Below are 12367 nucleotides of genomic sequence, written 5' to 3'. Positions count from 1 at the left end.
GCACCTCGCCTGCTCGCCGTCGGCGGGTCCGCGGACACGGCCGGGGCCCGGAGCGAGCAGGACGCTCGCCCCGGGCCCCGGCCGGGTCACGGGGTCTCCCCCGCGGTGCGACGACCGGTCAGCGGAAGTCGACCTCGGTGTTGTAGTCGTCCAGCGGGATGGCGTGGAACTCGCCCTCGCCCTCCGCGCCGGCGTAGTCGAAGCTCGTGCCGTAGAGGCTCGGGCCGCTGAACAGGCTGGCCTTGGCCTCCTCGGTGGGCTCGACCGTCGACTGGGTGTAGCGGTCCAGACCGGTGCCGGCCGGGATCAGCTTGCCGATGATCACGTTCTCCTTCAGGCCCAGCAGCGGGTCGGACTTGCCCTCCATCGCCGCCTGGGTCAGCACCCGGGTGGTCTCCTGGAAGGAGGCCGCCGAGAGCCAGGAGTCGGTGGCCAGCGAGGCCTTGGTGATGCCCATCAGCTCGTCACGGCCCGACGCCGGCTGGCTGCCGACGGCCACGGCCTTCCGGTTCTCCGCGATGAAGCGGAACCGGTCGGTGAGCTCGCCGGGCAGCAGGGCCGTCCCGCCGGAGTCGATGACGGTGATCCGGCGCAGCATCTGCCGGACGATGACCTCCACGTGCTTGTCGTGGATGCCCACGCCCTGGGACTGGTAGACGTCCTGGACCTCGGAGACCAGGAACTTCTGCGCCGCCCGGGGGCCGAGCACACGGAGCACCTGCTTCGGATCCACCGCACCGCCGACCAGCTGGGTGCCGACCTCGACGTGCTCGCCGTCGGAGACCAGCAGACGCGACCGGCGCAGCACCGGGTAGGCCTGCTCCTCCGAGCCGTCGTCGGGGGTCAGCACCAGGCGCAGCTGCTTGTCCGAGTCCTCCAGCCGCACGCGGCCCGAGGATTCGGCGATCGGGGCCACACCCTTCGGGGTGCGGGCCTCGAAGAGCTCCTGGATTCGCGGCAGACCCTGCGTGATGTCGTCCGCCGAGGCGATGCCGCCGGTGTGGAACGTCCGCATGGTCAGCTGCGTGCCGGGCTCGCCGATGGACTGGGCGGCGATGATGCCGACGGCCTCGCCGATGTCCACCGTCTTGCCGGTGGCCAGCGAGCGGCCGTAGCACTGCGAGCAGGTGCCCACCGCCGACTCGCAGGTCAGCACCGAGCGGATCTTGACCTCGGTGATGCCGGCCTCGAAGAGCCGCTGGATGAGCACGTCGCCGACGTCGGAGCTGGCCGCGGCCAGCACGGTGCCCTCGGCGTCGACGACGTCGACGGCCAGCGTGCGGGCGTAGGCGGAGTTCTCCACGGCCTCGTGCATCCGCAGTTCGCCGTTCTCGTCGGCGACCGCGATCGGCACCGTCAGCCCGCGCGAGGTGCCGCAGTCGGCCTCGCGGACGATGACGTCCTGCGAGACGTCGACCAGACGACGCGTCAGGTAGCCGGAGTTCGCGGTCTTCAGCGCGGTGTCGGCCAGACCCTTGCGGGCGCCGTGGGTCGCGATGAAGTACTCCAGGACCGACAGGCCCTCCCGGTAGGAGGACTTGATCGGACGCGGGATGATCTCACCCTTCGGGTTGGTCACCAGACCGCGGATGCCGGCGATCTGCCGGACCTGCAGCCAGTTGCCTCGCGCCCCGGAGGTCACCATGCGGTTGATGGTGTTCAGCCGGTCCATGCCGTCCTTCATCGCCCCGGCGACCTCCTCGGTCGCCTTGGACCAGATCTCGGCGAGCTCGGCGTGACGTTCGTCGTCGCCGATCAGACCCATGTCGAACTGCGACTGGACCTTCGTGGCCTGATCCTCGTAGGCGTCCATCAGGCCCTGCTTGTCCATGTCGGAGGTGATGTCCGAGATGGCCACGGTGACGCCCGAACGCGTCGACCAGTAGAAGCCGGCGTCCTTCAGGTTGTCCAGGGTCTGGGCGGTGGCCACCGTGGGGTACCGCTCGGCGAGGTCGTTGATCAGCGAGGACAGCTGGCCCTTGTCGGCCACCGAGTCCTGCCACGGGTAGTCCGCCGGCAGCAGCTCGTTGAACTTGACCTTGCCCAGCGTGGTCTCGATCGTGGCCGGCTCGCCCTCGGTCCAGCCCTCCGGCGCGGAGACCGCCTCGGAGGGCACGAAGCCCTCGACGCGGATCTTGGCCGGAGCGTTGAGGTGCAGCTCGTTCAGGTCGAAGGCCATCTGGGCCTCGCCGACGGAGGCGAAGGCGCGGCCGGCGCCGACCTCGTCCTCGCGGACGGTGGTCAGGTGGTGCAGACCGATGATCATGTCCTGCGAGGGCAGGGCCACCGGACGGCCGTCCGAGGGCTTCAGGATGTTGTTCGAGGACAGCATCAGGACCCGCGCCTCAGCCTGAGCCTCGGGGCTCAGCGGCAGGTGCACCGCCATCTGGTCGCCGTCGAAGTCGGCGTTGAAGGCGGAGCAGACCAGCGGGTGCAACTGCAGCGCCTTGCCCTCCACCAGCTTCGGCTCGAAGCCCTGGATGCCCAGGCGGTGGAGCGTGGGCGCACGGTTCAGCAGGACCGGGTGCTCGACGATGATCTCCTCGAGCACGTCCCAGACCTGGGAACGCTGGCGCTCCACCATCCGCTTGGCCGACTTGATGTTCTGCGCGTGGTTGAGGTCCACCAGCCGCTTCATGACGAAGGGCTTGAAGAGCTCCAGCGCCATCTGCTTCGGCAGACCGCACTCGTGCAGCTGCAGCTGCGGGCCGACGACGATGACCGAACGGCCCGAGTAGTCGACGCGCTTGCCCAGCAGGTTCTGCCGGAAGCGGCCCTGCTTGCCCTTGAGCATGTCGGACAGCGACTTCAGCGGACGGTTGCCCGGCCCGGTGACCGGACGACCGCGGCGGCCGTTGTCGAACAGCGAGTCGACGGCCTCCTGCAGCATCCGCTTCTCGTTGTTGACGATGATCTCCGGGGCGCCCAGGTCCAGCAGACGCTTCAGCCGGTTGTTGCGGTTGATCACGCGCCGGTACAGGTCGTTCAGGTCGGAGGTCGCGAAGCGGCCGCCGTCCAGCTGGACCATCGGACGGATCTCCGGCGGGATCACCGGGACGGCGTCGATGACCATGCCCTGCGGCGAGGTGCCGGTGGCCAGGAAGGCGTTGAGCACCTTCAGGCGCTTCAGCGCACGGGTCTTCCGCTGGCCCTTGCCGGTGGCGATGATCTCGCGCAGCCGCTCGGCCTCGGCGTCCATGTCGAAGGTCTCCAGGCGCTTCTGGATGGACTCGGCGCCCATGTAGCCCTCGAAGTACTGGCCGTAGCGGGCGCGCAGCTCGCGGAAGAGCGCCTCGTCGCCCTCGAGGTCGGAGACCTTGAGGTTCTTGAACCGCTCCCAGACCTGCTCGAGCTGCTCGATCTCGCCGTCGGCGCGCTTGCGGATCTGCGCCATCTGCTTGTCGGCGGTCTCGCGGGCTTTCTTCTTCTCCGCGGCCTTCGCCCCCTCGGACTCCAGACGCTCCAGGTCGTCCTCGAGGTCCTTGGCGACGGCGGCGATGTCGGAGTCCCGCTGGTCGGCCAGGTGCTTGATCTCCTGGTCGTACTCGGCCTGCAGGTTCTGCAGGTCGTCGTGGCGGCGGTCCTCGTCGACCCAGGTGATCATGTAGGCGGCGAAGTAGATGACCTTCTCGAGGTCCTTCGGGGCGAGGTCCAGCAGGTAGCCCAGCCGGGAGGGCACGCCCTTGAAGTACCAGATGTGGGTCACCGGGGCGGCGAGCTGGATGTGCCCCATCCGCTCGCGGCGGACCTTGGCACGGGTCACCTCGACGCCGCAGCGCTCGCAGATGATGCCCTTGAAGCGCACGCGCTTGTACTTGCCGCAGTAGCACTCCCAGTCCCGGGAGGGGCCGAAGATCTTCTCGCAGAAGAGCCCGTCCTTCTCCGGCTTCAGAGTGCGGTAGTTGATGGTCTCAGGCTTCTTGACCTCGCCGTGCGACCAGCTGCGGATGTCGTCTCCGGTGGCCAGCCCGATGCGCATGGTGCCGAATGAGGATTCAGTGGACATAGTCCGGTGTCTCTCTTTTCTCTCTCAAGATTCGTGACGTCTGGCGATGCATGCGTAGTCCGTCGACCTCCCCGCGTCGGCTCGCCGAGCCGACGCGGGGCGGCGAGGGACTCAGACCTCTTCGACCGAGTTCGGCTCCGCGCGGGACAGGTCGATGCCCAGCTCCTCTGCGGCGCTGAACCCGGACTCCTCCGCGTCACGCATCTCGATCGCGCTGCCGTCCGAGGAGAGGACCTCCACGTTCAGGCAGAGCGACTGCATCTCCTTGATGAGGACCTTGAACGACTCCGGAACGCCGGGCTCCGGGATGTTCTCGCCCTTCACGATGGCCTCGTACACCTGCACTCGACCGTGGATGTCGTCCGACTTGATGGTCAGCAGCTCCTGCAGCGTGTAGGCCGAGCCGTACGCCTCCAGGGCCCAGACCTCCATCTCGCCGAAGCGCTGACCGCCGAACTGCGCCTTACCACCGAGCGGCTGCTGGGTGATCATCGAGTACGGCCCGGTGGAGCGGGCGTGGATCTTGTCGTCCACCAGGTGGTGCAGCTTCAGGATGTACATGTAGCCGACCGAGACGCCGTCCGGGAACGGCTCGCCGGAGCGGCCGTCGTACAGCTTGGCCTTGCCGTCGCCGCCGACCAGACGCTCGCCGTCGCGGGTCGGGTTGGTGGACTCCAGCACACCGGTGAGCTCGTCGGGCTCGGCGCCGTCGAACACCGGGGTCGCGACCTTGGTCGGGCCGGTCTCGCGCGGCAGGTTCGGCAGCTTCTGGACCCACTCGGGCTCGCCCTCGATCTTCCAGCCCTGCTTGGCCGCCCAGCCCAGGTGCAGCTCCATGACCTGGCCGATGTTCATGCGCCCGGGGACGCCCATCGGGTTGAGCACGACGTCGACCGGGGTGCCGTCGGCCATGAAGGGCATGTCCTCGACCGGCAGGACCCTCGAGATCACACCCTTGTTGCCGTGGCGGCCGGCGAGCTTGTCGCCGTCGGTGATCTTGCGCTTCTGGGCCACGTAGACGCGGACCAGCTGGTTCACGCCCGGGGGCAGCTCGTCGCCGTTCTCGGCGTCGAAGATGCGCACGCCGATCACCGTGCCGGACTCGCCGTGCGGCACCTTCAGCGAGGTGTCGCGGACCTCGCGGGACTTCTCGCCGAAGATCGCGCGCAGCAGGCGCTCCTCCGGAGTCAGCTCGGTCTCGCCCTTCGGCGTGACGCGGCCGACCAGGATGTCGCCGGCCTCGACCTCGGCGCCGATGTGGATGATGCCCCGCTCGTCGAGCTGGGAGAGCATCTCGTCGGAGACGTTCGGGATGTCCCGGGTGACCTCCTCGGCGCCCAGCTTGGTGTCGCGGGCGTCGACCTCGTGCTCCTCGACGTGGATCGAGGTCATCACGTCGTCCTGCACCAGACGCTGCGAGAGGATGATCGCGTCCTCGAAGTTGTGGCCCTCCCAGGACATGAACGCCACCAGGAGGTTCTTGCCGATCGCCAGCTCGCCGGCCTCGGTGGAGGGGCCGTCGGCGATGATCGACTGACGCTCCACCCGCTCGCCCTCGGCGACCCGGACCCGCTGGTTGTACGCGTTGCCCTGGTTCGAGCGCTCGAACTTCATGATCGGGTAGTTGGTCGTGGTCCCGTCGTCGTTCATCACGGTGACCAGGTCGGCGGCGACCTTGGTGACCACGCCCGGCTGCTCGGCGGTGACCGAGTCGCCGGCGTCGACTGCGGCGTACTTCTCCATGCCGGTGCCGACCAGCGGGGACTCCGACTCGAGCATCGGCACGGCCTGGCGCTGCATGTTCGCGCCCATCAGCGCGCGGTTGGCGTCGTCGTGCTCGAGGAACGGGATCATCGCGGTCGCGACGGAGACCATCTGCCGCGGCGAGACGTCCATGTAGTCGATGTCGTCGGCCGTGACCACCACCGGCTCGCCCTCGCCGCCGCGCTGACGGCAGAGCACGTGCTCCTCCGTGAACGAGCCGTCCTCGTTCAGCGGCGCGTTGGCCTGGGCGATCTGCGCGGCCAGCTCGTCGTCGGCGGTCAGGTAGTCGACCTGGTCGGTGACCTTGCCGTCGACGACCTTGCGGTACGGCGTCTCGATGAAGCCGAAGCTGTTGATCCGGCCGTAGGTCGCCAGCGAGCCGATCAGACCGATGTTCGGACCCTCGGGGGTCTCGATCGGGCACATGCGGCCGTAGTGCGAGGGGTGGACGTCGCGGACCTCCATGCCGGCGCGGTCGCGGGACAGACCGCCCGGACCCAGCGCGGAGAGACGCCGCTTATGCGTCAGTCCGGCCAGCGGGTTGTTCTGGTCCATGAACTGCGACAGCTGCGAGGTGCCGAAGAACTCCTTGATGGAGGCCACGACCGGCCGGATGTTGATCAGCGTCTGCGGCGTGATCGCCTCGACGTCCTGGGTGGTCATCCGCTCGCGGACGACGCGCTCCATGCGGGAGAGACCGGTGCGGATCTGGTTCTCGATCAGCTCGCCGACCGCCCGGATGCGCCGGTTGCCGAAGTGGTCGATGTCGTCGACGGACACCGGGACCTCGATCTCCTCGCCGTCCGCGACGCCCTTGAGCGTCTCGCGGCCGGCGTGCAGCGCGCAGAGGTAGTGGATCATCGCGACGATGTCCTCCTCGGTGAGCACCGAGGAGTCCGCGTCGGTGAAGTCCTTGTCCACGCCCAGCTTGCGGTTGAGCTTGTAACGGCCCACCTTCGCCAGGTCGTAGCGCTTCGGGGTGAAGTACAGCCCCTTGAGCAGGCCCTCGGCGGCCTCGACCGTCGGCGGCTCGCCCGGACGCAGCTTCCGGTAGATGTCCAGCAGCGCCTCGTCCTGGGTCTCGAAGGTGTCCTTCTCCAGGGTCGCGCGCACCGAGTCGTACTCGCCGAACTCCTCGACGATCCGCGACTCGGTCCAGCCCAGGGCCTTCAGCAGCGCCGTCACCGGCTGCTTGCGCTTGCGGTCGAGCCGCACGCCGACCTGGTCGCGCTTGTCGATCTCCAGCTCGAACCAGGCGCCGCGGGACGGGATGACCTTGGCGGTGTAGATGTCCTTGTCGCTGGTCTTGTCCGGGCTGCGCTCGAAGTAGGCGCCCGGCGAGCGGACCAGCTGCGAGACGACGACGCGCTCGGTGCCGTTGATGATGAACGTGCCGTGGCCGGTCATCAGCGGGAAGTCGCCCATGAAGACCGTCTGCTGCTTGATCTCGCCGGTGCTGTGGTTCATGAACTCCGCCTTGACGTACAGCGGGGCGGAGTAGGTGGTGTCGCGCTCCTTGCACTCGGCGACCGGCATCTTCGGATCGGAGAACTCCGGGTCCGAGAAGCTCAGGGACATGGTGCCCTGGAAGTCCTCGATCGGCGACATCTCCTCGAAGATGTCGGACAGCCCGGAGGTGTCGGAGACGCCCTTGATGCCCTTCTGGCGGGCCTCCTCCACCCGGGCGGCCCAGGCGTCGTTGCCGACGAGGCGGTCGAAGGACTCGACCTGCAGAGCCAGCAGCTCGGGGACGTCGAGGGGCTCGGAGATCTTGGCGAATGAGAGTCGGCCGGCGTATTCAGCGGTGCGGGCCGAGGCAGCGGTTTGAGAGTTTGAGGTGCTCGAGGCGACCAAGAGGGATCCTTCCACAGACCTTCGTAGCTTCCTTGGCACGCTTCCCCCGCTCCCGCCGGGAGCGCCCGCGGTCGGCGCCGGCGGCTGTGCCGACGTCGTCAGGCCGCGACGACCCGGTCATGGATGAGGAGCAAGAGACGGTGCCCACCGCTATTTGAAGGCACGCGCGTAGAGGGGAGGCGCAAAAGTACAGCATAAACGACGGCGACGCATGGGCGCAACAGCCGCCCGCGGAGATCCCGCGGGTCGCCGGTCATGGAGGATGTGCGTCCGCCCGGCCTCGACCGGGCGTCGTCGTCCGGCCCGGAGCGATCCGGCGGACGCCGGGGCCCCGACGCCGCCGCCGGCCCTCGGCCGGGGTGTCCGCGGCGGAACCCGCGCAAGAGTGTAGCACCGGAGATCGGGGTCACGCACCGCCGGCGACGGCGCGCCGAGGTCGGCGACGTCCGGCGTCGTCGGTCCGACCCGCCGGACCGTCCCGTCGGGCCGCCCCGCCGGGCCGCTCAGACGATCCGGCGCTGCTCGGCCCAGCGGGTCAGCTCATGGCGGGAGGAGAGCTGGAGCTTGCGCAGCACGTTGGACACGTGGGTCTCCACCGTCTTGATCGACAGGAACAGGTCCGAGGCGATCTCCCGGTAGGTGTGCCCGCGGGCGATCAGCCGCATGACCTCGACTTCGCGGGCGGAGAGCAGATCCAGCTCCTCGTCCCGGACGCCGGCGGCCGCCGCGGTGCCGAAGGCGTCCAGCACGAAGCCGGCCAGCCGCGGGGAGAACACCGCGTCCCCGGCAGAGACTGTGGCCACCGCCGCGATCAGGTCGTCGGCGCTGATCGTCTTGGTCACGTATCCCCGGGCGCCGGCGCGGATGACCGAGACGACGTCCTCGGCCTGGTCGGAGACGCTGATCGCCAGGACGCGCACCTCCTCGAGCAGATCCCGGCAGGCGAGGGCGACCTCGGCCCCGCCGCCTCCGGAGCCGCCGGGCAGGTGGACGTCGAGCAGCACCACCTCGGGCCGCTGCTCGCGCACGACGGCGATCGCCGACTCGACGTCGTGGGCCTCGCCGAGCACCTCCACGCGTCCCTCCAGCTCGGCGCGCAGGCCGGCCCGGAAGATGGCGTGGTCGTCGACGATCACCACGCGCCGCGGCCGGTCCGCGGACGCGGTCTCGGCCGCCCTCGTCGTCTCCTCGCTCATGACGGATCTCCTCCCCGCATGTGCTCCCGGGAGTCCCCGGGATGCTCCTCGCCGCCGCCGGCATCCTGCTCGGCGGGGCCTTCCTCCCGCTCCTCGACGCCGCGCTCGACGGGCATGGTCAGCTCGACCTCGGTGCCCCGCTCCCCCGAGCGGATCCTCGCCTCGCCGCCGCCGCGGCGCATCCGGCCGATGATCGACTCCCGCAGGCCCATCCGGTCGGCGCCGACGGCGTCGACGTCGAAGCCCGGCCCCCGGTCGCGGATGAACACCGCGTCGGCCGCGGCGTCGGACTCGACATAGACCGACGCCGGCCCGGCGTGCGTGAGCGCGTTGGCCATCGCCTCGCGCGCCGCGGCGACCAGCACCCGGTGGTCGCGGGCCTGCGACTCCCCCACGGCGACGACGTCGACGGCCGCTCCGTGCAGCTCCTCCAGCTCCGCGCCGACGGCGAGGAGCTGATCCTTCAGCGTGCCGGGATCGGCGGCGTCGCGCCGATAGAGCCATCCGCGCAGCTGCCGCTCCTGGCGCCGGGCGAGATGTTCGACCGCCGCCGGGTCGCCGCGCTGCTTCTGGATCACCGCCAGCGTCTGCAGCACCGAGTCGTGCAGATGGGCGGCGATGTCGGCGCGCTCGGCCTCGGCGGCGGCCCGGGCGCGTTCGGCGGTCATCGTCCGGTACATCCGCAGCAGCCAGGGCGCGGCGACCAGCACGACGCCGGCCAGCAGCATCAGGGCCACCACCAGGCCCACGAGCAGATCGCCGGCGGGCACGAAGCCGCCGGCGAGGACCAGCAGCGCGACGACGACCAGGCCGGCGCCGGCGGCGACCTGCCAGAGCGCGCCGCGCCGTCCGCCGTCGCGTCCGGTGCGGTCCACCTGCGACCAGGCCAGCAGCACGCCGACGACGATGACCGCCGGCGGGCCGACGAGCCGCCAGTTCAGCGGCACCCCGACCAGTGTCAGCGCCAGCAGACCGGCGGCGCCGAGCAGCAGTCCGCCGGCCAGCACCTCCGGCGAGCTGGTCAGGCTGTCCAGCGCCGCGCGCACCCGATCGGCGGGGCTCTCCGGACCGCGGGAGGCCGAGTCTCCGCGATCCTCGTCGGGCTCGTCCGAGTCGGCCGTCCCCGCCGCGGCGGCGTCCGGTGCGGCGTCCGGTGCGGCGGCGTCGACGGCCGGACCGCTGAGGCCGCGCACGCCGGCCGTGCCGGCCGGCTCGTCCTCGGCCGGGACGAAGATCCACAGCCAGCAGTAGAGGAGCACGCCCAGTCCGCCGGCGATGGCCAGCCCGATCATCACCGCGCGGACCACCGGAGCCGAGACCTGCAGGTGCCGCGCGACGCCGAGGCAGACCCCGGCCACGGGAGTGCCGGCCGCCCGGCGCAGCGGCGGGCGGGGTGCAGGGTCGGTCATGGTTCCATCCTGTCACGCAGGCCCGTCCCCGACTCCGCCGATCCCCGGAATTCCGGGAGTCCCGGAGGCGATTCAGGGTCGGCTCAGGGCGATCCCCGATAGCGCGCGGCGCGGCGCCGGAGGATGCTGGAGCCATGGATTCGACCACTCGACCTGATGACGACGCCCGGCGGGAGCCGGGCCGGACGTCCGAGCCCGAAGCAGGACGGCGGCTCTTCGACCGGCTCCGCGCCACCGGCCTGCAGCGCCCCGAGGAGGGCTGGATCGGCGGCGTGATGGCTCTGGTCGCCCGCCGGCTGCGCTGGGATCCGACGCTGGTGCGCGGCCTCGGCGTCCTCGCCGCGCTGCTCTTCTTCTCGCCGATGCTCCTGCTCTACGGCCTCGCCTGGATCCTGCTGCCGGACCACCGGGAGCGGATCCCGGCCCAGCGGGCGATCCGCGGCGACGTCACCGGCGGATTCGTCGTCGGCGCGCTGCTGGCGGTGCTCGGCGCGCTGAACGTCATCACCCCGCTGAATCTGGCCGGACCCTTCGCCGTGCTGGCCAACGTGGTGATCATCGCCGTGGTCGTCGCTCTCGTGGTCGCGACGACGCGCGGACGTCGCGGACACCGCGGACGCCGGAGCCGCCGGAGCGACGACGCCGGGGACGCGGCGGATCCCCAGGGCGGCGACGCCGCGGGAAAAGCCCGGGCCGGGCGCTCGTCCCCCGCCCGTGAGGACGGCCGCCCGGCGTGGTTCCCGAAGGACTCCGCACCCTCGGCCGACGCGGCCGGTCCGGGCGACCCGGCGCAGACGGCGTCGACCGGAGCGGCTGCGCCCGCCCCGGCGACCGACGACGCGCGCCGGCCCGGAGGCTGTCACGAGGCGGCGGCGCCCTCGGCGCGCGCCCTGCGTGAGCGCGAGGCCGAGCGGCGCCGTCTCCGGGTGACCCTCGGTCTGGTGCTGCTGGTGGTGCCCGGGCTGATCCTGCTGGGCCTGGCCGGGGACGCCCTGGGCTTCCCCGGATCCGCCCTGGTGCTCGCCGGCCTGATCGGCATCGTGGCGCTGCTGGCCGTCGGCCACCTGGTCGCCGCGCTGCGCGGCCGCCGCGGCCGCGGGGGCCTGCTGGTCCTCGCGACGGCGGCGATGCTGCTGGTCTTCGCCGTCCACCAGGGCGCGGCGGACGCCCCGCGCTCCGACGGCGCCTACCGGGCCTTCAGCAACAGCATCACCGAGGAGGACGCGCTCAACGCGGCCTTCTCGAACTCCACGATGGATCTGCGGCATCTGCAGGGCGAGGAGGGCACTGTGGAGGCCTCGCTGAACACCGCCTTCGCCAGCAACGACGTCGTCGTCCCGGACGGAGCCGCCGTCGTCCTGGAGTCCCGGCAGGCTCTGGGCTCGCTGGCCGTGGAGATGGAGGACGACGAGCGCCGCATCGCGGGGCTCGACGCCGGCGAGCATCGCTTCGGCCCGGCCGACGCGTCGCTGGAGATCCGGCTGACGGTGCAGTCGGCCTTCGGCTCGACCACGCTCTATGACGCCTCCAGCTATGCCGCCGCGGACCCCGAGGCGGCCGCGGCGCCCCGCCCCGATGGAGAGGTGACCCTCTGATGACGACGAATCCGCAGCACGAGACGACGGGCTCCGGCGGCTCGAGCGGCTCCGGCGGCGCTGGCAGCTCGAGCCGCTCCGGCGACCCGCGGACCACGACGCCGCCGCCCCGCGAGCCCGAGGACGTCGACTCGCTGCTCGCCGAGACGCTGCGCGCCGAGAGCGAGGAGCACTTCACCTGGAAGGAGCCGGAGCGGAAGCCGCGGTGGTTCGAGCGCGTGGAGCAGCAGAGCCCCGCGGCGGCGTCGGCGAGCCGGACCGTCTCGCCGACGAGCTCCGCGGCGCCGGCTCCGATCGGCTCGTCGGCCGCGTCCTCGAGCGGCGGGCCGCGCATCGGCCAGCTCCTCCTGGGCGCGGTCTGCCTGATGCTGGCGCTGTGGTGCCTCGCCGCCCTGGTGTTCGGCGTCGTGTTCGACCCGCTGCTGATGGCGCTCGGGCTGTGCACGCTCGGCGGGCTGGCGCTGGTGGTCACCGGGCTGCGACCGCGCCGACGTCGGCGGCTCTGACCGCGCTCCGCACAGCCGCGCTCCTGAGAATCCCGCT

General features: G+C 71.0%; 6 protein-coding genes. 2 read left to right on the top strand and 4 right to left on the bottom strand.

Going from position 1 to position 12367, the window contains the following annotated elements; genetic code table 11:
• Nucleotides 1-118: 118 nt before the first annotated feature.
• From ABD652_RS06720 to ABD652_RS06705, 4 genes are all read right to left on the bottom strand, one after another.
• On the bottom strand, nt 119-4006 hold the full coding sequence (locus ABD652_RS06720) for a DNA-directed RNA polymerase subunit beta' (protein WP_344719545.1): 3888 nt from the start codon (nt 4004-4006) through the stop codon (nt 119-121).
• Nucleotides 4007-4117: 111 nt separating this feature from the next.
• On the bottom strand, nt 4118-7624 hold the full coding sequence (gene rpoB, locus ABD652_RS06715) for a DNA-directed RNA polymerase subunit beta (RefSeq protein WP_344719543.1): 3507 nt from the start codon (nt 7622-7624) through the stop codon (nt 4118-4120).
• 503 nt (nt 7625-8127) lie between these two features.
• Nucleotides 8128-8820, bottom strand: a complete 693-nt coding sequence (locus tag ABD652_RS06710; protein ID WP_344719541.1) for a LuxR C-terminal-related transcriptional regulator — start codon at nt 8818-8820, stop codon at nt 8128-8130.
• Nucleotides 8817-10229 (bottom strand): ATP-binding protein, encoded by a 1413-nt coding sequence (locus ABD652_RS06705; RefSeq protein WP_344719540.1) that lies wholly within the window; start codon nt 10227-10229, stop codon nt 8817-8819. The genes ABD652_RS06710 and ABD652_RS06705 overlap by 4 nt, the downstream gene beginning before the upstream one ends.
• A 134-nt stretch (nt 10230-10363) precedes the next feature.
• Between ABD652_RS06705 and ABD652_RS06700 the strand changes: the two genes are divergently transcribed.
• Entirely contained in the window at nt 10364-11824 is a 1461-nt protein-coding gene (locus tag ABD652_RS06700; protein WP_344719538.1) for a PspC domain-containing protein, read from the top strand.
• Nucleotides 11824-12330, top strand: coding sequence for a hypothetical protein (locus ABD652_RS06695; RefSeq protein WP_344719536.1), 507 nt, complete (start codon nt 11824-11826; stop codon nt 12328-12330). The genes ABD652_RS06700 and ABD652_RS06695 overlap by 1 nt, the downstream gene beginning before the upstream one ends.
• Nucleotides 12331-12367: the final 37 nt, after the last annotated feature.

It is taken from the genome of Nesterenkonia halobia (assembly GCF_039536005.1).
In the GTDB taxonomy this organism is placed as follows: domain Bacteria; phylum Actinomycetota; class Actinomycetes; order Actinomycetales; family Micrococcaceae; genus Nesterenkonia; species Nesterenkonia halobia.
The sequence above is the reverse complement of the archived record's forward strand: the minus strand, read 5'-3'. Positions and strand labels throughout refer to the sequence as shown.

Coding starts and splice junctions, on each gene's coding strand:
- ABD652_RS06720 (WP_344719545.1), bottom strand. CDS start 4,006: ATGTCCACTGAATCCTCATTCGGCACCATGCGCATCGGGCTGGCCACC.
- ABD652_RS06710 (WP_344719541.1), bottom strand. CDS start 8,820: ATGAGCGAGGAGACGACGAGGGCGGCCGAGACCGCGTCCGCGGACCGG.
- ABD652_RS06705 (WP_344719540.1), bottom strand. CDS start 10,229: ATGACCGACCCTGCACCCCGCCCGCCGCTGCGCCGGGCGGCCGGCACT.
- ABD652_RS06700 (WP_344719538.1), top strand. CDS start 10,364: ATGGATTCGACCACTCGACCTGATGACGACGCCCGGCGGGAGCCGGGC.
- ABD652_RS06695 (WP_344719536.1), top strand. CDS start 11,824: ATGACGACGAATCCGCAGCACGAGACGACGGGCTCCGGCGGCTCGAGC.